This window comes from Vreelandella maris, assembly GCF_013371085.1.
GTDB lineage: Bacteria > Pseudomonadota > Gammaproteobacteria > Pseudomonadales > Halomonadaceae > Vreelandella > Vreelandella maris.
Genome location: NZ_JABWCV010000031.1, coordinates 19557 through 37092 on the forward strand (window position 1 = coordinate 19557; position 17536 = coordinate 37092).

General features: G+C 58.4%; 29 protein-coding genes, 1 other RNA gene and 1 pseudogene. 2 read left to right on the plus strand and 29 right to left on the minus strand.

Annotated features, from left to right (window positions below; all coding sequences use genetic code 11):
* Window positions 1–7: 7 nt before the first annotated feature.
* The 29 genes from HUO07_RS19010 to HUO07_RS19150 form a co-directional block, all read right to left on the minus strand.
* Window positions 8–1144 (minus strand): phage head morphogenesis protein, encoded by a 1137-nt coding sequence (locus tag HUO07_RS19010; protein ID WP_217908968.1) that lies wholly within the window; start codon window positions 1142–1144, stop codon window positions 8–10.
* The gene (locus HUO07_RS19015) at window positions 1134–2741 is read right to left on the minus strand and encodes a DUF935 domain-containing protein (RefSeq protein ID WP_176304822.1); all 1608 of its coding nucleotides are present in this window, start codon (window positions 2739–2741) and stop codon (window positions 1134–1136) included. Before HUO07_RS19015 ends, HUO07_RS19010 begins: the two co-directional genes overlap by 11 nt.
* A complete protein-coding gene (locus HUO07_RS19020; RefSeq protein WP_176304823.1) occupies window positions 2735–4243 on the minus strand; it encodes a hypothetical protein in 1509 nt (502 codons plus the stop codon). Before HUO07_RS19020 ends, HUO07_RS19015 begins: the two co-directional genes overlap by 7 nt.
* Entirely contained in the window at window positions 4243–4791 is a 549-nt protein-coding gene (locus tag HUO07_RS19025; RefSeq protein ID WP_176304824.1) for a DUF3486 family protein, read from the minus strand. Before HUO07_RS19025 ends, HUO07_RS19020 begins: the two co-directional genes overlap by 1 nt.
* A gap of 2 nt (window positions 4792–4793) precedes the next feature.
* Complete coding sequence (locus HUO07_RS19030) at window positions 4794–5093, minus strand: VpaChn25_0724 family phage protein (protein WP_176304825.1); 300 nt, start codon at window positions 5091–5093, stop codon at window positions 4794–4796.
* Complete coding sequence (locus HUO07_RS19035; RefSeq protein WP_176304826.1) at window positions 5094–5435, minus strand: hypothetical protein; 342 nt, start codon at window positions 5433–5435, stop codon at window positions 5094–5096.
* A 7-nt stretch (window positions 5436–5442) separates the two neighbouring features.
* Entirely contained in the window at window positions 5443–5736 is a 294-nt protein-coding gene (locus HUO07_RS19040; protein WP_176304827.1) for a hypothetical protein, read from the minus strand.
* Window positions 5733–6083 (minus strand): hypothetical protein, encoded by a 351-nt coding sequence (locus tag HUO07_RS19045; protein WP_176304828.1) that lies wholly within the window; start codon window positions 6081–6083, stop codon window positions 5733–5735. Before HUO07_RS19045 ends, HUO07_RS19040 begins: the two co-directional genes overlap by 4 nt.
* Complete coding sequence (locus tag HUO07_RS19050) at window positions 6071–6733, minus strand: transglycosylase SLT domain-containing protein (protein ID WP_217908969.1); 663 nt, start codon at window positions 6731–6733, stop codon at window positions 6071–6073. Before HUO07_RS19050 ends, HUO07_RS19045 begins: the two co-directional genes overlap by 13 nt.
* Window positions 6730–6888 (minus strand): hypothetical protein, encoded by a 159-nt coding sequence (locus HUO07_RS19055; RefSeq protein ID WP_176304829.1) that lies wholly within the window; start codon window positions 6886–6888, stop codon window positions 6730–6732. The genes HUO07_RS19050 and HUO07_RS19055 overlap by 4 nt, the downstream gene beginning before the upstream one ends.
* 1 nt (window position 6889) lies before the next feature.
* Window positions 6890–7219: a putative holin gene (locus tag HUO07_RS19060; protein WP_176304830.1), complete on the minus strand. Its 330-nt coding sequence runs from the start codon at window positions 7217–7219 to the stop codon at window positions 6890–6892.
* A gap of 202 nt (window positions 7220–7421) precedes the next feature.
* A complete protein-coding gene (locus tag HUO07_RS19065; RefSeq protein WP_176304831.1) occupies window positions 7422–7742 on the minus strand; it encodes a hypothetical protein in 321 nt (106 codons plus the stop codon).
* Between the two features lie 30 nt (window positions 7743–7772).
* A complete protein-coding gene (locus HUO07_RS19070; protein WP_176304832.1) occupies window positions 7773–8201 on the minus strand; it encodes a Mor transcription activator family protein in 429 nt (142 codons plus the stop codon).
* Window positions 8188–8610: a gp16 family protein gene (locus HUO07_RS19075; protein WP_176304833.1), complete on the minus strand. Its 423-nt coding sequence runs from the start codon at window positions 8608–8610 to the stop codon at window positions 8188–8190. The genes HUO07_RS19070 and HUO07_RS19075 overlap by 14 nt, the downstream gene beginning before the upstream one ends.
* Window positions 8607–9017: a hypothetical protein gene (locus HUO07_RS19080; protein WP_176304834.1), complete on the minus strand. Its 411-nt coding sequence runs from the start codon at window positions 9015–9017 to the stop codon at window positions 8607–8609. Before HUO07_RS19080 ends, HUO07_RS19075 begins: the two co-directional genes overlap by 4 nt.
* Window positions 9014–9712 carry a DUF2786 domain-containing protein gene (locus HUO07_RS19085; protein WP_176304835.1) on the minus strand — a complete coding sequence of 233 codons (699 nt, stop codon included), beginning with the start codon at window positions 9710–9712 and terminating at the stop codon, window positions 9014–9016. Before HUO07_RS19085 ends, HUO07_RS19080 begins: the two co-directional genes overlap by 4 nt.
* An 8-nt stretch (window positions 9713–9720) precedes the next feature.
* Window positions 9721–9786: hammerhead ribozyme type II (locus tag HUO07_RS19090), an RNA gene on the minus strand.
* Window positions 9785–9994, minus strand: a complete 210-nt coding sequence (locus HUO07_RS19095; RefSeq protein WP_176304836.1) for a hypothetical protein — start codon at window positions 9992–9994, stop codon at window positions 9785–9787. Before HUO07_RS19095 ends, HUO07_RS19090 begins: the two co-directional genes overlap by 2 nt.
* Window positions 9995–10075: 81 nt before the next feature.
* Entirely contained in the window at window positions 10076–10225 is a 150-nt protein-coding gene (locus HUO07_RS19100; RefSeq protein ID WP_176304837.1) for a hypothetical protein, read from the minus strand.
* The gene (locus tag HUO07_RS19105; protein ID WP_176304838.1) at window positions 10222–10380 is read right to left on the minus strand and encodes a hypothetical protein; all 159 of its coding nucleotides are present in this window, start codon (window positions 10378–10380) and stop codon (window positions 10222–10224) included. Before HUO07_RS19105 ends, HUO07_RS19100 begins: the two co-directional genes overlap by 4 nt.
* 3 nt (window positions 10381–10383) lie before the next feature.
* Window positions 10384–11016 carry a DUF3164 family protein gene (locus tag HUO07_RS19110; RefSeq protein ID WP_176304839.1) on the minus strand — a complete coding sequence of 211 codons (633 nt, stop codon included), beginning with the start codon at window positions 11014–11016 and terminating at the stop codon, window positions 10384–10386.
* A gap of 2 nt (window positions 11017–11018) precedes the next feature.
* A complete protein-coding gene (locus HUO07_RS19115) occupies window positions 11019–11468 on the minus strand; it encodes a hypothetical protein (RefSeq protein ID WP_176304840.1) in 450 nt (149 codons plus the stop codon).
* Complete coding sequence (locus tag HUO07_RS19120; protein ID WP_176304841.1) at window positions 11465–12106, minus strand: hypothetical protein; 642 nt, start codon at window positions 12104–12106, stop codon at window positions 11465–11467. The genes HUO07_RS19115 and HUO07_RS19120 overlap by 4 nt, the downstream gene beginning before the upstream one ends.
* Window positions 12103–12498, minus strand: a complete 396-nt coding sequence (locus HUO07_RS19125) for a hypothetical protein (protein WP_176304842.1) — start codon at window positions 12496–12498, stop codon at window positions 12103–12105. Before HUO07_RS19125 ends, HUO07_RS19120 begins: the two co-directional genes overlap by 4 nt.
* Window positions 12495–13145 (minus strand): hypothetical protein, encoded by a 651-nt coding sequence (locus HUO07_RS19130; protein ID WP_176304843.1) that lies wholly within the window; start codon window positions 13143–13145, stop codon window positions 12495–12497. The genes HUO07_RS19125 and HUO07_RS19130 overlap by 4 nt, the downstream gene beginning before the upstream one ends.
* Window positions 13146–13147: 2 nt before the next feature.
* Window positions 13148–13867, minus strand: coding sequence for an AAA family ATPase (locus HUO07_RS19135; RefSeq protein ID WP_176304844.1), 720 nt, complete (start codon window positions 13865–13867; stop codon window positions 13148–13150).
* A 41-nt stretch (window positions 13868–13908) separates the two neighbouring features.
* Window positions 13909–15954 carry a DNA-binding protein gene (locus tag HUO07_RS19140; RefSeq protein WP_176304845.1) on the minus strand — a complete coding sequence of 682 codons (2046 nt, stop codon included), beginning with the start codon at window positions 15952–15954 and terminating at the stop codon, window positions 13909–13911.
* Complete coding sequence (locus tag HUO07_RS19145) at window positions 15951–16388, minus strand: hypothetical protein (RefSeq protein WP_176304846.1); 438 nt, start codon at window positions 16386–16388, stop codon at window positions 15951–15953. Before HUO07_RS19145 ends, HUO07_RS19140 begins: the two co-directional genes overlap by 4 nt.
* Window positions 16389–16390: 2 nt before the next feature.
* Window positions 16391–16744 (minus strand): helix-turn-helix domain-containing protein, encoded by a 354-nt coding sequence (locus HUO07_RS19150; RefSeq protein WP_176304847.1) that lies wholly within the window; start codon window positions 16742–16744, stop codon window positions 16391–16393.
* A gap of 278 nt (window positions 16745–17022) precedes the next feature.
* On the opposite strand from HUO07_RS19150, the pseudogene HUO07_RS22305 reads away from it, so the two are divergent.
* A pseudogene (locus tag HUO07_RS22305) lies at window positions 17023–17094 on the plus strand (hypothetical protein); the annotation flags it as partial.
* Window positions 17095–17118: 24 nt separating this feature from the next.
* Window positions 17119–17536: helix-turn-helix transcriptional regulator (locus tag HUO07_RS19155; RefSeq protein ID WP_176304848.1), on the plus strand; the 418-nt coding region annotated here is incomplete at its 3' end.

Consider the following 17536-nt stretch of genomic DNA (forward strand, 5'->3'; position numbering starts at 1 on the left):
CAGCCTCCTATCGCAAGCGCACGGCATCCGCCGGTGGTGTGTCGGTCTCGGATTTAAACAGCGTGACGTAGTAGCTGCCTGCTTCGGCTTCACGGCGTAGCTCTGCGCGGTACGTCAAACCATCAACGATGAGATACACAAGGCGCGAGAGATCCGCCTGCTGGTAGACCTCGCCATCTTCGAGCATCTCCTGGATGCGCCGGTAGTCGTTGGCGCTTATCTCCGGGTTAGCCTGCCGTGCAGCTTGAGACAGCAACACCACGGGGGATTCGCCACCAAACACCTGGCGTTCTGCGGTGGGTACCACCGCGACCGGAAACTCACCACTTACCTCGCCATTTATAACGCGGTTGAATAATGGTGCTTCCACTAATTGCGCTACGTTCTGCCGGGCAATGTTGGCCTCGACGCTACCCAAGCGCTCTAGCCTGGCGGCGATCGCACGCTCGGTTGCCGTTTGTCCTGGGGCGTAATCCCAACCAGGCTGCACGCCATTGGGTACGGTGACCACTTCGCCAGTGGTGTTATCGACGCTTTCATAAGTGCCATCATTCGGAGCTGCATCTGGGCCGTCTTTGCCCAGGCGCTTTAAGCCGCGTTCGTTTAACGTCTCGACACCGCAGTTGCAGCCGAAGCCGTTGGGCGCGAAATGGGTTTGCCACCACGGGTGATCGTGACGCAGCACCAGGTTGTGCCAGCGTTTGTGCTGCTGGCGTGGGTTCTCGACCGTGTTGTGTACGTAGCGCCAATACGGGCGCAGGCGCACAACGTCGGGGTCGGTCATCTGCTGCCACCGGCCAGCGGCGTAGGATGTATCCAGATTCGTCTTGTAGATAAGGCGGGTACGCCATGCGCGGCCCGCTTTGGTGTCTCCCCCTGTCCAGCCGGTCCACCCTCGCTTGGCAACGATCTCTTCAAATTGCTTGCGGAACTCACCCAGGCTCTGGCCGTTGCTAATGGCGTCATCGACCGCACCGCGCAGATCCGCTAACAGATCCGCCTTGGTAGCGCCTGCGACCACAAAGGCAGCGTCGTTTTGGTCGAGTGTGATTTGGCCGCTGCGGGTGGTGGGCAGGTTCAGCTTGTTACGGAAGAACGTCACTTGCTCCGGGAACGGGCGGCGGAACTCAGCGCTAATCGGCATTGCCGGTTTCCTCATCGACCGTTGCTCTGCCTGCCAGATCGGCGGCCTCAAAGGCGGTGGCCATCACATCGGCAAGCTCCGATTCATCAAGGTCATCAAAGGCCGTGGCGATCATCTCTTGCAGCTGCTCTAGGCTTTCCGCTTGCTCTACCAGCTGCTGCACCTTGTTAACCCAGGCGTCTACGACCGGCTGCGCCTGGCCGTCTAGCTGGTCGAGGGTGGCGTCACGGTAGTAGCTGGGCTGACCTGGCTGCGCGGGTGCCTGGCGCAATGCCGCGATAGGTTGGCTCGACTGTGCCAAACGTAGCGCACCAAAAGCATTTGGCGCCGCTTTTGGCATTAGCACATCCTCGCCTTCGGCAGCTTTTGGGATGCCGCTTTTCTCGTGGAACCACCACATGGGAATCTTTGCGCCCATGTCTACCAGTGCAGGCAGGCTCTTGGAGAGACGGTCTAGATCCTCGGTTTCACCGCAATCTAAATAAAAGCGCGGGGCGCGGTTTGGCTTATCAATGCCGAAGTTTAGCGCGGCCATAGGCCAAAGAATGCTCTTGCGGATGCTGCCCGCGTATTGCCGTGCATCGGAACGAATCAGGCTCATCTGACCACGCTCATGCACGTTCCCGAGGGCGTTGGTGTTCGTGCCTTCACCGGTACCGCTGGTGAGCGTGCCGCCTAGAATCGCCTTGGCCTTGGCGCGTTCGCACCAGTCCATCATGGTTTTGTAGATATCGGCTGAGCTGCCTTTGCCCGCCGCTTCGGTAAAGTCGATGGCCATGCCTTCGGGGATGATGCCCGCTGCGTTCTGGCCCAACGTGACCACGGCGCGCAGCAGCGTAGCCTTTTCACGCTCGGTCGCGTTCTTCGGGTACTTACCAATGCGGGCCGGTAGTCCGTAGATTTCGAGCAGCTGCGCCAGGTCGCCCAGGGCGTAGTTTTGGAACAAGTACGGCCACGCCAGCATGCGGTGTAAACCCATGCGGGCGACGTAGCCCGATTTAGCGCGGTGACGGTGTTGGACCCAGCCCAGCGGCCACAGCTCGGCACCAGTCGCGCTCATGTCGCGTAGCGTGATGCAGTTCTGATCATCCGGGTGCAGCCGGAACCAGCTATGGGGGCGCAGCGTGGGCTGCTCGATGTAGCGCATCGCGCCATCTCGTTGCCATGGAAGCTCCAGGTTGGCCCAGCCGTGGCCGATGCCGGTACCGAGATCCAAAATCAGGTCTTCCACTTCCAGCGCGCTAAACACTTCAATGGCCTGTTCAGTGGCGCGCTTCTCTACAGCGGTGGCGTTGTCCGGTGGCACGATCTGCCACTCTCGCTCTGCGGCTAGCTGGCGGCGCTTGCCCAGGTCGGCACCGATCTGGGCGTCTTTCTCTTCCATGTCGTCAAAAAGTTCAGATTGCGCTTTCAGGTCGCCTTGCTCAGCCGCTTCCAGGATCTGGTAGAGCCGTGCGGGCGTTAGCCCCTTGGTGGGGTGCTCGGCAAACTCGCGCTTGAGCTGTCCGATCCGGGCGTCATTCGTTTGCTGTTCTTTCAAGGCTGGCGCACTGGCTTTGACCAAATTGCGCCGATACTTTGCGGTAGGGCTTACCATGCGCCGCCTCCTATTCCAAAGCTGGTGTTTTCAATATCGTCGCTGTCGTTGTCCTGGCTTGAGCCAGGCAGGGGCGCGGGGGTGAATTCGATCGAGGTGATATCCATCAGGCTGGCGTAGTAGGCCATGGCCAGCGCGATGGCAGCATCGCCGTGGCGGTCTTTGCTGTCGCCGGTTTTGGCATCGGGCAGCTTGGGCACGCCCTTGATCACCTGCAGGGCGCGTAGGTCGTCGACCACGTTGCTGTCGCGGGGCAGCATGATCAGCTCATCTTCAAACGCTGCCTTGAACGGCGGCATATTGTTCAGGTACCAGCTTTGGGAAAGCATGACGACCTCGACAATGCTGCCGTAGCGCTCGGCTGCCTGCTCGGCTAAGTACTGGCCGTTGCCGCGACCATCCAGCGCGCCGCCTTGTAACCTTGGCAGGCGATCGGCAATAAAAAACAGCACTTGCTCTTGCTGCTTGAACGGCACGTTGCGCAGCTCGACCAGGAACGGCACCTGGCGCACCAACTGTTGAGTGATGGCCATGGGGGCAATCACGGTTAAATCACCACTGCGGCCAAAGTCTTCGCCAAAGCAGTGAGCCAACTTGGGGTCGAGTTTTTCCAGTAGTGGCAGCAGGTGTTCAATACACCAGGCGTTGATCTCTAGTGCTCGGTAGTGCTCGGGTACTGCGTTGAATTCGGCGCTGCCTTCGAAGCGAATCACCGGCGCATCGACCATGCGCGCTTCGATCATGGCGCGTGAAAGGTAGGCACCACCGCCTGCTTTGGGTACGCAGTAATACTCTTCTAACGCATCCTCTTTGGTGGCGGTGTCCTTCAGCAGGTTGGCTTTCCACGCGTCTTCCGCTTCCAGGCTCCACGGCTTGCCGCGTACTTGGCAAATGCGCTGGTACAGCCCTTGCTCGCAGGCGTCATCCAGCGTTATGCGGTGAACACTGTAGCGTTTCTTTTTCGCTCGGCTGTCTTGGATCAGCTCATTGAAAACGTTCTCAACGCCGTTGTGGGTGCTGATCAAGCGCACCTTGGCGCCCCACATTGTGAGGGCTAGTGCTGCTTTGAGTACCTCAGCGAGCTGGTCATGGAAGGCGGCTTCGTCAATCGTGACGTTACCCTGGCGGCCACGCATGTTGCTGGGGCGCGAGCTAAGCGCCTGGATCTTGAAGCCACTAGAGAAGTGGATATTGAAGGTGAGGATGTCTTTATCCTCATCTTGGTAAAGCTCTTCCTGGATGTGCGAGGCAGCGCGATTGAACGCCTTAGCCCACATGGCGCAGGCGTCGATAAACTCGATGGCCATGTCCTTGTTGCTGCCCACATAAAAGTGGTTGGTACCACCGGCGGCCTTAGCACTACTAGCCGTTAGCACGGCATCGGCGGCCTCACCCCAGGTCAGGCCGGTACGGCGGCTTTTCTCGGCAATCTTGAGATCGGATTCGTCTTCAATCCATGCCTTCTGATAGGGCAGCAGAACGGATTTAGGGAGCGCACTCATTAGGCAATCCCCAGTATGTCGCGCTTGATTGAGTCGATCGCTTCGCGGCTCATGCCTTGCGTGGCCATGCTGGTTTCGGCTTTCGCTGCTGCCTCTTTAGCGACTTCCACCCGCAGCTCTTTGGCCCACTTTTTCTGGCTTAGCGAAACACGGCCAATATCGGCCAGGGCTTTGGTCACGCTGGAAAGGTGCTTTGCCGCCACGTCGGGTTCATGCTCGGCTTTACGCATGGCGATAGAGATACGTAGCAGCTGGTCTTGTACGATCCTAGCGGTCGCATCGATCAAGTGGCCGCTTTCGTCTTCGCCTTCGCTTGCCATGGCGCGGGCTAGCTCGGTGGTCTTACGCACGTCGCCCATGGCTTCTTCGAACTCTTCCTGCAAGTCTTGGCCATAGCGGTGCACGCTCGACTTGGAAACGTTATAACCGCGCTCGCTTAGCCACCCAGCTAACGCTTCGTAGCCTTGAAAGCCACTGCTGACCAGGCGCTCGTTAAGCTGTTCGCGCACATCCTGGGGCAGGTCGAATACCTTATTGCGAGGCGGCATGATCAAACCCCTGGGCGTGGTTTAGCGACGCCAGGTACGTTAGCGAGACCCTCGGCACAGTCAGCACCGCGTGAGGTTAAGGTAACGATCCAGCCTATGCGGGGAGTCTGCGTAATCACCAACCCTTGTTCTTCTAGCCAGGCGAGATCGCCATGCAGCTTGTCGCGACTGATATTGTGGGCGTAGGCGCCTTTCAGCTCATCGTTCAGGCTGTATTCGTTAGTCGTGAACTGGTTGCGGCGTGAGAGAATCCGCAAAATAACCAGCCGACGGCCTTCGGTTTCAAAGTCTGGATAGCTCATTTATCGGTTCCCCTTTTCCGTCAGCAGGTATTCGTGCAAGCGGTTGAGTAGTTGATTACTGGCCTGCACTTGCATGGCCAGCTCACCCACTGATCTGTTCATGCCCGCCATCTCGCCGCACAACTTGTCGATCTCGCTGAAGCCAGGGCGGTTTTCAAGCGTTTGCTCTAGGCGTGACACGTGCTTATCAACCTCATCAAGCCGGATGTGAACCTCGCGGATGGCGGTACTGGTGGCGCGGTTGCGCGTGGTCCACCAGACGTAAACCCCACCCGCAAGCAGGAAGCCGTTCTTAAGCAGCTCGAAAAGAAAGCGGGCATCCCATATGTTGGTAATTTCCATGTTCCCCTCAGTCTTCGTCTTCTTCGTCGTTACTGGCCACGCACTTGTCGGCGTGTTCGCGCACGCGGGCAAGCTTTAGCCAGCCTCGCGTTGCCCAGTGGTGTAAGTCGGTGATGTAAAGCGCCACATCGTTCTGGGTGTAATCACCCACAGGGCGCAGCGGTTGGCGTTCTTGTGCTGTCATGCCCGCTGGTGCGGCGCATTCGTAGACATTGACAGAAGGTGGTGGAGGCAACTCTGGCGGCGTACTGCTACAGGCAGCCAAGGCTGCGGCAGCGCCGATGATCAATACCGTTCTCATGGCAGCGCCTCCAGCGTTGAGCGCAACACCGGGGCCACCTCGCCATCGTCGCTGGCGGGCGATTCCTGAATGCGGCGGCGTAGGACGTCGTAATCCTCGGCCTGTTCGGCCAATTCTTCTTGAAGCGCTTTAAGATCGGCTTCGGCGAGGCGTCGGCTGCGCTCGGCGTAGCCTAGCTCGTCGGCTACCTCATTGGCTTTCTGCTTCCAGGCATCGCGCTTATCCACCATTTGGGATAACGCAGAACGCTCAAGGGCGAGGTCGGTTTTCAACGTGTGGTTCTGCCATACGTTCCAGCCAAGAGCGCTTGAGACCAAAATAAGTAGGATGGTGGTTATGCGTTGCATGGCGCACCCCCTTGCCATCCCGCGCGCTCATAACGGGGCGTGAGCGTGAGTAGGATGTGTCGCACGTAGTGGCGGTTTTCTCGCAGGGCCCAGCCTGCGCGGTGGGTGTACTTCTCAACGCTTCCAAACCACACTCTGGGGTTATCCCCGGCGGCGGTCGCTAGGCGCCTGTCTCTGTTCACCCACCCAAGGCCGCCGTTGTATGCACTGAGCGCAAAGGCCCAGCGTTGGCATTCATCAGCGGCACTTGCCAGCTGCTGCCAGTGCCACTTGTTGTAACGTGCCTGGGCCCTCATGGCCCAGCCGGGGGAGTACGGGGCGGCGCGGCCCAGGTCGGGGTAGATTTCCGCGATCCATGCCGAGGTGCTGGGCATAAACTGACTAAGCCCCTGGGCACCCACGGGGCTGTTGACATTTGATCGCCAGGCGCTTTCTTGGTGGATCTGCGCGGCATGCACGGCGACACGGCCATTCATGCCCCATTCTTGCTGCACCACGCGGGTTAGCTCTCGCTGGTAGCCCTGGGCAGCGTTGGGTATTTGGGCATGAGCAGGCTGGAAAAGCTCGAACGCCAGCAGCGCCGCCAGCACCACACACATGGCGATTCTGGTGCCGTGTTCCCGTAGGTAAGCTTTGAGATCGTTCATCATGTCCGTTCCTCCTGGAGCGCCGATTCCGCACGCTCGACCACATCTTTCAGGCGGTAATAAGCGGCTAAACGCTTAGGGCCAGCGGCAAGGGCGTCTATCTCAGCAACCAGGCGTTCGCCTTCAGCAAGCAGCTCAGCGGCGGTATCGGCGCCCATGTCAGACTTCTAGGCCAAGCGCGAGAATAGCGGCGGCGATGATGATTGAGCGGCGCAGCATGAGCGCTTCCCAGGATGTGACCTCGTTCGTGTGCTTATCTGGATTGAAGCTATCCGGGCGGGCGTAGGGGAATATCGAGCGGTCGATCCAATAACCGAGGTAGGCGCCCCAGCACAACTTGCTCAGCGACCAGAGCAGCACACCGAGTTGGTGCGGGTAGAGCAAAGCAACGACGAAGGTGGCGAGAATAGCGAGGATCAGCCAGGGGCCGATGCGAAGCTTGTCGAGCAGGTTGTAACGGGTTTGGGGGGTCACGGTAGGTAGCCTCATTGCGTGCGTGGTGAGCGGTAAGCACAGTGCAGTGAGGTTTAGGCTAGAGGGGATCGACTAGGTGTCGGGAATCAAGCGGTTTAGGAGTTTTGGAAGGCTAGAAAGAAAACAACCCGCCGTGGCGGGTTTGTTGGGAGCTATCGCGATCAGTTCGCTCGGGCGCTCTATTTCGTATTCAACTCGATTTCCGAGCACTCGGCAACTATGAATTGGAGCAGTTATCATCCCAAAGATCATCAAACGTTAACCATGATTTTTCCATATACACTCGATTTGACGGAGGACTATTGACGAAACGCTGGAAACCCACATAGCCACCATAGGAATTTTTCCCATTTACCTCGCCACATACAGTCACTACACCCCACTCGTTTTCTTTTGTTTTGATGATATTGCGAAACTGAGCTGACTCAGGATCGCGAAGCTCACTGGCAACGGTCTCTTTTGCTGTTTTAATGTCCCCAGATTCACAGCCCGCCAATAGCGCGGCGCTGATAATCGTGATCCCTGCGAGTGCTTTCATGATTGTTCTCCTAACTCGGTTGAGGCTAGCTTAGCCGTTTGAGCTGTCGCCGAAAAGATCAGATTGCATCCGGGCGCGGGCTAGTTTGCGCTGCTCGCCGAGAATGCTATAGATCTGCGCTTCGGTCAGGTCGTAGTCTTCGACCAGTTGGGGGATGTTGTCGCCGGTGTGGCGCTCCCATATTTCGCGGTCTCGCAGGGCGCGGTCTAATTGGCGGCCTTGGGGTACGTAAAGACTCCGCCCACCGGCAAACGAGCTGATAGCCCGCACGGCGGCAAAGGCGCGGCTGCGGGCTACTTTGGGGTCATCACCGGCGCGGAAATGGGCGTTCTCGACCACGGTGAGCATATCGCTTAGCCCCTGTGGCCACTTCTTGAGTATCTCAGGGTCGAGGTAGTCCAGGGCATCGGCGGGGATGCCGAAGCCTAGGTCTAGGTTGTCTGCCTTATGCGAGTTCATCGGGGTACCGTCCTTGCCGCTTGGCGTCGATGATCAACGCCTGGAGCAGCTTGTGCAGTTGGCTGTCGTCGAGAAAGTCCACACGATCCACCTTGAACATGTTCCTAGCCATGCCGTCGGCGTAGGCCCAGGCGCGGCCCGCGTGTGTGAGCAGTGCCTCGACCTTGTTCATTTCCGCTTGGCGGGAGCGTGGAGGGTTGGGGGCTTTACGACCTGCCTTTTTGGCGGGCTTCGGCTCAAAGCCAAGGCGGCGAAACTCATACATAACGCCGCCTACAGTCTTATTCGTGAGTTCTTTGGCACTGCTCACGCCCGCTGTGCGGGCGAGAATGGCGCGGTAGTCTTCATCGGTTAGGCCCAATTGGGCCTTCGCGATGTGTATCTGGGCCAGCTTGCCTTTGCTGATCATGACGTCACCTCATCGGCTTTCAGCTCTAGGTCTGGGAAATGCTTTTTCAGGTGACTGATCAGCGTTTTGGGGCTGTTCCATGTGGGGTCAAACATGACGGTTTTCAGCTCCACCATGTTGTCGGCTTGTTTCTTGCCGAATATCCGCTTGAGCTTTCCATACTGCTTAACGGGATATGCACGACTCTTACGCGGACGAAAGAAACGGGATTCGGGGTGTTTAGTTGTGCCGTTCTCGCCGCGCATGAACCACTCCCCTTTGATTTGGCCGTTCACATAGGTCTCAATCACCAGGCGCTCACCCTTGCTAAGACACTTGTAAAAAGTCACTTCATAGCCGTCAGCGAGGATCTTGGCGGTGCCGAAGATGCCAGAGAGCTGTTCTTCCAGTTGCTGCCATTTGTTCATGACGCCACCTCACCGATCTGGGCGTGACGGCTGCCGTTCACACCCTGGTGGAAGCTGACTTTCTTGCCGTCCTGATAGCCCTGGTGAATGGCACCATGATCATGGCTGCGCATGCCCTTGGTGTTATCGCGAGGCTTCATGGTGTCCAGTTCTTCCCAGCGCTTGGCCTTGTAGGCTTCCACGATGGCGTTCTCAGCTTCAGTGCGTTGCTGGCGTGTCACCTGTTTAGCCACGGCGTTCAACCATGCTTGCGCATAGAGATCACCATGGCGCACCTTGGTGGTTCGCTTTAGGCGCTTATTGAGGGTGGCCAAAAAGGCAGTCCGGTCGCGCTTTAGCTGTCGGCCCAGCACTTCAAAGGCATAGCCCGCTACTTCGGCAGCACCATTCAAGCCGTAGAACTCAACGTTAAGTGTCCATCGCTCACCGTCGAAGACCTGTTGGTAGACCTTCTCAGCGCCAAAGGCACCGGCAACCATAGATCCCAGCATGATCACGTAGGCGGGCGGCGTTTTACCTGCGCCTGTTTTAGTGGTGTGGCTGCCTACATCGCTCATGGCCACGTCGTCATTGGTGACGCCGTGAATGGCCATCAATTTTTGCGCCTGGCGCAATGCGGCGGCGGCTTCATTGGCATTGCTCGACTTGGCAAGCCGTAGGCACTTTTTGATTTTGTCTAACGCTTTGCTGTCCATTTCTCTCCCCTTGGCTGCTCATCAGTGCTGGGCCACCACGCCCAGCAGACGCCCCACGCGGGGGCGTTTCGCTTAATGGATGGTTGTTTTGATGGTTCCTTTGGCCTCTTCTAGCACCTCTTTAATGGCGAGCACTCCTAGCAGCGCTAACCGACCTGCCTGCTTAAGCTCTGGCGAGTTGGCACTTTCGCCGTTGAAGCCTGCATAAACGGTGAAACCACCGGTTTCGTTAGGCTCGATCGTGATCATGGCCTTGGTACTGGTTTTGGTCGGCTCGCTCATGCGGCACCTCGGTTAGCGCGGTAGGTGATGTGATAGCGGTACTGGATGCCCGCCGCTGTGTCGGAGTCGCGTAGGTAGTCGTTAACGACGTGGGCCGTAGACCTTGCGCGCCACGTTCAGTGCTGCGTCGCGGTGAGTGGTACCCGTGGCACGCTGGCCGCGCAAGGTGCCAACAAAGCCGCCGATCGCAGGGCTGACTCTGATTGAACTGGCATTCAAAACCGTGCTCATTGGGTCACCTCATCGGTCATGTTCTCGCTCGCCCAACGCCATGCGCTGTGCTTCCAGTTGCGCGGCGGCGGGTTCTGCTTTAGCCACTGCTTGGCTTGCGCGGCGCTGATGCCGCGCCACTGGAGCTGGTAGAAGTACTGGCATTTGCTGGGCATGGGTTACACCTCCGCAATGTTCAGGCTGATGGGCTGGTACCGCTCGGTTTCGCCGATGCGTTCATAGATCCGCACATAGCTTTTGGAGCCTGTTACCTGAACGGCGTCGGCGATGGCGTCCATGGCTTTCAGCCAGCGCGGGTCGTCAAAGTCGTGGCGGCGCAGGGCAAGCACCGCACCGGTGCGCAGGTTGCCTTGCTTGTCGGTGCGGAAGGCGTCCTGCACGATGGTCTTCACCTCATGGCCAGCACCTGACGTCCAATCCTTCAAGCACTCATCAATCAAACCTTTGGCGGCTTCGAGGCGCTCATCGAAGGTGATGTGATCGGCCACTTGCCGCTGGATTTTGTAGCGGCCATCGAAGCTCAACAGCGTGACGTTGCCTTTCTTGCCGCCCACGTTGACGCCGTACTGCTCAGCGGAAAGCTGCACAAAGGTTTCGATGTCGCCAAAGGCAGCGGCTTTGAACTGTTGGAGCTGGCGGTTCAGCTCAATGGCCTTGGTGACCAGCTCAATGGCGAGTTCATCGCGGGCTTGGTCAATCGGCTTGATACTTTCTTCTGGGATCAAACGCCCTTTGGCGTCCATCCGGTAGCCTTCTGGGATTCGTTGCGCTTCGTTGGCTTGGGTGTTCATTCTCAGGCTCCTTTACGGGCTTGCTTGCGTACAAAATTGGAGGCGCCGCGATTCATTCCACGGTTGTGACGGTGATGGCGCATCGGCTCAAAGGCGGCACCGTTGCGCTGGCTCAATTGGCACACTTCACGCTCAGACTGAGCCACTTCGTCACGCCACTGCTGGATAAGGTCGCGCCAGTTCCACCCATCGGCTTGGGTTTCGATGTCGTTGTCTTCGCTGGGCTGGTCGGCCTGTTCGTTCACTTCAGCCAAACCGGTATCCCAGCGCTGCCAAATGCGCAGCACGGCGGCTTCTTGCGCGGGTAGCAGTGGTTCAGGTTCCAACGCCAGGCGCTCGAACTGGGCCGGGTTGATCAGGTACTGCGCTAGATTCACGCCATGGCGTGCCATGCGCAGGGCGATGAAGCGGTCGGCGTAGTGCTCAAGGTGGGCGTCGCTGTAGGTTCTCATTGCTGGTCTCCCTGGTTGGCGGCACCTTTCAGCAGATCCGATAGGCGCTTGGGTGCGGTGGCTTGCTCAACGGCTTTGGCGGTTTGTCGTTGGCCCTTTTTGCTGCTGGACACCGTCGATTGGCGGTTTCTCAAACGTTCGTGCTCGGCCAGTACGTCATCGGTAGAACGCTCGCGCAGCGCCGCTGCTGGGGCACGGTTTGCGGGCTGTTTGGCACCGCTGCGTGCCTGTTCTTCGCGCTGCTTTTCCACTTCACCGGCGTGGCGATCTGCGCAGTTGGCCACCACTTCATAGAGGTAGCCGTGGCCGCTTAACGGTAGGTTGCTGGGTGGGCGTTCCAGCAGCTGGTCAAGCGCGGCAATCCAGACCTTTAGCGGCGCTTCACGGGTGATGCCTTTACGCTCGATCACGCCGCTGTTGATGGTCTCTTTAAGCTCGGTTAGCAGGCGGGCACTTTTGGCGCTCGCCAGGGCGCGGCTGGCAGGCCGGAACATGCCGAGGTAGCGCACGATGCGGCTGCTCAATAGGGCGGGCATCTCTAGCGCAGCGGCCAGCGCCTGGTTGTGCTCGCCCTGGGTAACGAAGGCGGCCATGTCGCCGCTCATGCCGCACTCGGGGCAGGTGGCTTTAAGGGTCATTGGTTTTCTCCCTGGCGGTCGGGGTTGTGCGGGCATGACTGGCAGTGGCGCCACATGCGCATGGCCATGGGGTTGTGGGTGGGCGCTGGGCGTGCGCGGTAGTCGCGGCACTGCTCAACGCTAATGGTGAGTTGCTGCGCGGGGCACTGGAGGCCATCCAGAGCCAGTAGCACCTTTTTTTCGATGCTGTCGGTGGAGGGGCTCGGGTAGCGGTTGGCCAGTGCCAAAGAGACCGCGCTACGCGAGACGCCGATACGCTCTCCCGCCATCTTGCGGTTAGTGGCACGCACTTCATCGGCCAGCAGCAATATCCAGCGGGGCGGCTCTTCGCCCCAGTTGGTGATATCGACGGTACGGGTACGACGAATGCTGTTGTTTAAGGGCGTGCTCATGGCTCACCCCCTTCGGTTTTGGTCACTCGCGAGTAGACGACTTCGCCGGTGTTGGGGTCGTAGAGTTCTTTGGTGCGGCGGATCTGCGGCGCCATCGGGCCGGTCCAGTAACTGGGCATCAAGCGATAACGCCCTGGTACACCGGGGGAAGATTCCACCATGGTTTGCAGGTACCCAGCCCTGGCGAGCATTTTGATGTACTCATCCGCCGTGGCTTTGGCGACCGGCACCTTGGGGGTGCTGGCGGCATCGGCCAGCTCTTGGCCGGTAAACGCACCAATGATCTTGAGCGTTCGCCACAGCTGCTCGCGCCCTGGCGGTGGTGGCAGCGAACCATCACGGCGCACGCGAGGGGCTTCTACGCCCACGTCGCGCTTTAGGAAATAGATGGCCGTTGTAGCAGGCAGCGCTTCGGGGTTGCTGCGCACTAGAAACCCACCTGCAATCAACGCGCGTAAGTAGCCGCTAACCAGGCTTTCTGGAAGATCATCCTGACGCTTGAGCGCAATACGGATGCCCTGCATGGTGATCAGACCGTCCTCTGCATGCTGGTGACGGATGGCGTCCCAAATGCGTTGGCGGGGCGTTACATCACCTGCCATGCCGGATAGGGCTGGTTTGCGCTTGGCGCTATTTTTCACTGACATGCTTAGCCCCTCCGTGCCGGTGGTTGGCCAGTGTGGATCTCGCGCTCGCCCCATTCCCGCAGGCCAACCATTTGCCAGCCGTTGGCGGTAGCTTCTGAGTGGATCTGGTAGAGGTTGACGGCGACGCGTCGCAGGCAGCCTTTCACGCGGTCGTTAACGGCTTGCAGCAGGTCGTCGTCAATTTCAATATCGGGGTAGCTCTTGTCAGCCAGAGCGCGCACATCGTCTAGGCTTGCCGCCTGTGCGGGTACCCATTCCAATACGCGGTTATGCAGGCGCTCTAGGCGGGCCATTGAGGCGGGCACGCGTTCTTCACCGATCAGAATCAGGGTGCCTTGGCTGGCGTTATAGATGTCGGTGAGGACGTTGGCGGCGGCTTTGTCAATCACGTACTGGACGTCATCCACAATCAGCGGGCGGCCTGAGCGGGAAAGCTGCTCGGCGATCTGGTCGACCATCTCGCTCAGGGTTTTCATGGGGATGATGCCCATCTCGCGCAGCACGGCGACCACAAACGCTTTCTTGGTCCAGCTTTCGCGGCACTCGACGTAGTAGGCGCGGTGTAGGTTGGCGGCATAGGCCGCTGCTAGGCTTTTGCCGTAGCCGCTGGGGCCGTACATAACCACCAAGCCAGGCAGTTCTGGCGGGCGGTTGGCGGCGCTTTCAACGGCAGCGGCGAGTAGCCCGACGTTAGTGAGTGGTACAATGGTGTTGACGCTCATAGTGCTTCCTTATCCAAGGTTGGGGTGTCGTGGGCCGTGGTCTAGACGGCCCGCCGGTTGCGGGCGGGTGACAGCCCGTCCGCATCCATTACTTTCGCGATAGCGCGAAAATCGTTGTGATGCTGGTAACGTTCGTACCAGTCGCGTGCTGCTTCCGGCACTTCCTCTTCTTGCTGAAGTTGGGCATCCAGCTTTTTCCAAAGCCGATAACGCTCCATCTTGTTTTGGGGTATCTGAAAGCGTGTGCCTTGATCCGCCAGCTGCTTGGCATAGGCGCGGCCTGCGGCTGCCTGCTTTTCGTCTGAGTAGCTGGCGGCGGGGGTAATGGCGCGGATCTCGACATCGCTGCCGGTGATGGTTTTGGCTTTTTGTGCCAAGCGGTTGAGCTGGCCTTTTTCGCGCTTCTCGGCGGCGCGCTGGATCATGGTTGCAGGCATGGCGGGGGTGGCGTTGCCGTCAAGGATGGCATCGCCTAGGTGTTCGCCTTCCAGGGTGTAAACGCCAACGCTGCCGGTATCGCGGTAGTCCCAGGCGACGCGGATCTCTTCGCCGTGCATATCGCGCAGGGCATCCAGGAAGTAGAGGCCACCGTTGATGCGCACTTCGCCACGGTTGGTTTTGCGTACTTCTTGTGGGCGCATGAGAGAGGCGACCACATCGCTAGGCGCGGTTAGCGCTTCAAAGCCTTCGGCTTCGGCGCTCTTCCAGGCTTCCATCGGGCTTTGGTTGCGCAGCCTTCCAGACTCCAAATCGCGAACTTTGGAAAGGCCTTTATGGGGTCTGTGGTTATAGACGTTTAACGCCTCGTTTAAAAAATCAAAGAACTCCTGAAACGTGGGTATTAACGCGGGCTTTAACCCCTGTTTAATATCGCGACGGCTTAGCTTGTGCGCCTTGGTAGACGCCTCTTTATCCATGTCCGCACCGATATAGCTGTCCATGGTTTTAGCCAGCTTTACCAAGGTGCTTTGGTGGGCGCGCTCGATCACACCGCGTGCCTGTGAGTTATAAGGCAGCGAGTGGGTGATGGTGCCGCCCAGGCGGTCGACCACTTCATAAACAGTGGCGTTGTCAAAACCGCTGCCGTTATCGACATAAAACAGGTTGAACATGCCCACGCGGCTGACGGCATCGCGCAGCGCATCCAGCGTAGCTACGGTCGACTCCGCAAGGTTGAGAGCGAAGCCGACGATCCGGCGCGTTGCCCAGTCGATGATCAGCGTGACCTCTGGCCTAAACGCTTGGCCGGTCAGCGGGTTAATCACTTCGGCATCAAAGGTGTGGCCATCCGCGACCCACACATCGTTGGGCCATAGCTCCGCACTGGTGCGGCGCTTAAAGGGCTGGAGCGCCTTCAGCTCATGAGCGCCCATGCGGCCACGCTCACGCGCTTCCGGTGACAGCTTGGCAAGCCAGCGGCGCACCTGGTGTATAGAGGGGTGCGGCGGCTGGGTCTGCTCGACCAGCAGCTGATAGGCCGCTTCCACGCTAGGCTTCTGCGGCTTCTGGTAGCGCTTGAGAAAATCACCGGCCCAAACAGGCATGCTCATATCCGCTTGGCGGCGTTTAGGCGCTAGGCCGCGTTCGCCGTGCTTGCGGAAGTCAGCGATCCAGCGCTTTAGGGTGCGCTCACTCAGGTTGCGCGTGATTGTCTTGCGGTCGTTGGCCATCACGACGCGCTCTTTAAGGTAAGGCGTTAGATCGTCTTCCTTCGCATGGGCAACTAACGTTTCGATAGCGCGCTGCTGGCTGACCATTTTGCTCATGCGCTCGATCTCGCGAACGAAGGCAACACGGGCAGTCATCACTTGGCGCTGGGCATCGGTTAGCTGCTGCTGGCCAGGGCGCTGTTCTTCCTGCTGGGGCACTACGGTGCTAACAGGGGGTGGCGCGGCGTTATCTGCCTGTGCCAAAAGCAGTGCGTTTTGAGTTTCGGTGGGTAGAACCGCGAAGGCGTATTCAATCGCTTTGCTGCTCAGGCGCTGTTGGCCTTCCCAGCTATTGCGCTCGGCAGCTTTTTTAACGCCTCTCTCAGTGCCGGGCATGCCTGGTAGCCCGGCCAGTTCTTTGGCAGAGTACCAGTTCATTCTTCTTCTCCCATCAGCTTTTTCAGCTTTCGCAGATCCGCATTTACCCGCTCTTGTACACGCGACAACTTCCCGTATTCGGCAGCAAGGGCTTCACGGCCATAAGCGACGCGCCCGCCACGCAGGTGCACGATCCAGTCGGTAAAAACGTGGCTTTGGCAGACCTCTTCCAATAGTGGAATGCGGTAGAAAGGGATGTTGTGGTCGCTGCGCGCTGGTGAACTCCACGCATCTAGCATGTGCTTGGAGACGTCGTCACCCGAGAAACGGCTCATCTGCGCGGCGACTTCGTAACGATCAACGGGGCAATCTTTCAGCACTAGACCGACTAACTCACTGACCTGGGCGGCATAGTTGCCGCTGCCTGGCATAGGCACGACCGGCGCCGGTACCTCAAAGATGTCTAATGTTTGGGTATCTTTGACGCGTCGCATGGCTATGCTCCCTGTGCCATTTGACGATGCGCGATAGCGTTAGAACCGCTATCCTTGTTGCATATACGGTTTTGCGCTTTTGCAGTTGTGAGTTTTTCTGCGCGGTTGGGACGTTCGCGGCATGGTGTGCCGTCGTGGTTCCAGCGCTCTGGCCAAACGGCATGAGGAGTAAGCCCAAGCTTTTTGGCAATAGCGCGCTCCATGCGTGGGTACGGTGTGTATTTCACCAGTTGCACCGCGTTGCCAGTGACGCCAAGTTCGTCGCTAAGCTTGCGCAAGCTGGAACCCTGGCTGCGGAGTTGGTATTTCAACCACTCCCAGCGCTGGGAAGGATTGATAGGAATTTCGTTATTCATGGCGTCACCTCGGTGGCGTTTTTTGGGGTGTCTAACCTGTCTTTCCCCATAAACATAACTCCACATTCGGAACTGTTAAATCCTTTTATGGAGTTCTTTTTCTCTCTTATATGGATATTAAAGTCCTTATAAGGAATATTGGGTCTAAATCAATGCCTTATGAAGAATCGGAACTGAAAGAAAAAACTGAATCCTCAGTTCCGAATCCCGATAAAGGAATCGGAACTCGAATTTCGGAAATTTCTGAGATGATGGGTGGGCGCAAAAAAGCTGCGAAGATGGCTGGAGTGGCTTTATCCACTTTTCATAGATGGTTAGCGGGTGACTCGATACCGGCGCTTGACAGCATTGCGCGTTTAGCTCAAGGCGCCGGGGTGTCCCTCGACTGGGTCGCCACAGGTGAAGGGCCAAAAGAATTAGGCCAAAGCCAGCCTGTTCCGGATACGGAAGTGGCTGGGATGGAGGACTACGCCTTTGTGCCCCTGTATGACGCGCAGTGCAGCGCGGGCGATGGGGCCTGGAACGAGAACTGCCGCGTACTCACGCACATCAGCTTTACACGCTACTCACTGCGCAAGCAGGGGCTAACGCCGGATCACCTTTCAGCAATCCGCATTGATGGCGACAGCATGGAGCCGGTACTGCATAGCGGTGATACGGTGCTGATTGACCACACCAGGACGGCGATTGAGGGCGAGGGTATCTATATACTGCGGCTGGATGGACATCTCTACGCTAAGCGCCTGCAGCGCCAATTCAACGGCGTATCCATCATTAGCGCGAATAAGGAAT

Excerpts from the sequence above, each read along its gene's own strand:
- HUO07_RS19010 (WP_217908968.1), bottom strand. The coding sequence starts at position 1,144 with ATGCCGATTAGCGCTGAGTTCCGCCGCCCGTTCCCGGAGCAAGTGACG.
- HUO07_RS19015 (WP_176304822.1), bottom strand. The coding sequence starts at position 2,741 with ATGGTAAGCCCTACCGCAAAGTATCGGCGCAATTTGGTCAAAGCCAGT.
- HUO07_RS19020 (WP_176304823.1), bottom strand. The coding sequence starts at position 4,243 with ATGAGTGCGCTCCCTAAATCCGTTCTGCTGCCCTATCAGAAGGCATGG.
- HUO07_RS19025 (WP_176304824.1), bottom strand. The coding sequence starts at position 4,791 with ATGCCGCCTCGCAATAAGGTATTCGACCTGCCCCAGGATGTGCGCGAA.
- HUO07_RS19030 (WP_176304825.1), bottom strand. The coding sequence starts at position 5,093 with ATGAGCTATCCAGACTTTGAAACCGAAGGCCGTCGGCTGGTTATTTTG.
- HUO07_RS19035 (WP_176304826.1), bottom strand. The coding sequence starts at position 5,435 with ATGGAAATTACCAACATATGGGATGCCCGCTTTCTTTTCGAGCTGCTT.
- HUO07_RS19040 (WP_176304827.1), bottom strand. The coding sequence starts at position 5,736 with ATGAGAACGGTATTGATCATCGGCGCTGCCGCAGCCTTGGCTGCCTGT.
- HUO07_RS19045 (WP_176304828.1), bottom strand. The coding sequence starts at position 6,083 with ATGCAACGCATAACCACCATCCTACTTATTTTGGTCTCAAGCGCTCTT.
- HUO07_RS19050 (WP_217908969.1), bottom strand. The coding sequence starts at position 6,733 with ATGATGAACGATCTCAAAGCTTACCTACGGGAACACGGCACCAGAATC.
- HUO07_RS19055 (WP_176304829.1), bottom strand. The coding sequence starts at position 6,888 with ATGGGCGCCGATACCGCCGCTGAGCTGCTTGCTGAAGGCGAACGCCTG.
- HUO07_RS19060 (WP_176304830.1), bottom strand. The coding sequence starts at position 7,219 with ATGAGGCTACCTACCGTGACCCCCCAAACCCGTTACAACCTGCTCGAC.
- HUO07_RS19065 (WP_176304831.1), bottom strand. The coding sequence starts at position 7,742 with ATGAAAGCACTCGCAGGGATCACGATTATCAGCGCCGCGCTATTGGCG.
- HUO07_RS19070 (WP_176304832.1), bottom strand. The coding sequence starts at position 8,201 with ATGAACTCGCATAAGGCAGACAACCTAGACCTAGGCTTCGGCATCCCC.
- HUO07_RS19075 (WP_176304833.1), bottom strand. The coding sequence starts at position 8,610 with ATGATCAGCAAAGGCAAGCTGGCCCAGATACACATCGCGAAGGCCCAA.
- HUO07_RS19080 (WP_176304834.1), bottom strand. The coding sequence starts at position 9,017 with ATGAACAAATGGCAGCAACTGGAAGAACAGCTCTCTGGCATCTTCGGC.
- HUO07_RS19085 (WP_176304835.1), bottom strand. The coding sequence starts at position 9,712 with ATGGACAGCAAAGCGTTAGACAAAATCAAAAAGTGCCTACGGCTTGCC.
- HUO07_RS19095 (WP_176304836.1), bottom strand. The coding sequence starts at position 9,994 with ATGAGCGAGCCGACCAAAACCAGTACCAAGGCCATGATCACGATCGAG.
- HUO07_RS19100 (WP_176304837.1), bottom strand. The coding sequence starts at position 10,225 with ATGAGCACGGTTTTGAATGCCAGTTCAATCAGAGTCAGCCCTGCGATC.
- HUO07_RS19105 (WP_176304838.1), bottom strand. The coding sequence starts at position 10,380 with ATGCCCAGCAAATGCCAGTACTTCTACCAGCTCCAGTGGCGCGGCATC.
- HUO07_RS19110 (WP_176304839.1), bottom strand. The coding sequence starts at position 11,016 with ATGAACACCCAAGCCAACGAAGCGCAACGAATCCCAGAAGGCTACCGG.
- HUO07_RS19115 (WP_176304840.1), bottom strand. The coding sequence starts at position 11,468 with ATGAGAACCTACAGCGACGCCCACCTTGAGCACTACGCCGACCGCTTC.
- HUO07_RS19120 (WP_176304841.1), bottom strand. The coding sequence starts at position 12,106 with ATGACCCTTAAAGCCACCTGCCCCGAGTGCGGCATGAGCGGCGACATG.
- HUO07_RS19125 (WP_176304842.1), bottom strand. The coding sequence starts at position 12,498 with ATGAGCACGCCCTTAAACAACAGCATTCGTCGTACCCGTACCGTCGAT.
- HUO07_RS19130 (WP_176304843.1), bottom strand. The coding sequence starts at position 13,145 with ATGTCAGTGAAAAATAGCGCCAAGCGCAAACCAGCCCTATCCGGCATG.
- HUO07_RS19135 (WP_176304844.1), bottom strand. The coding sequence starts at position 13,867 with ATGAGCGTCAACACCATTGTACCACTCACTAACGTCGGGCTACTCGCC.
- HUO07_RS19140 (WP_176304845.1), bottom strand. The coding sequence starts at position 15,954 with ATGAACTGGTACTCTGCCAAAGAACTGGCCGGGCTACCAGGCATGCCC.
- HUO07_RS19145 (WP_176304846.1), bottom strand. The coding sequence starts at position 16,388 with ATGCGACGCGTCAAAGATACCCAAACATTAGACATCTTTGAGGTACCG.
- HUO07_RS19150 (WP_176304847.1), bottom strand. The coding sequence starts at position 16,744 with ATGAATAACGAAATTCCTATCAATCCTTCCCAGCGCTGGGAGTGGTTG.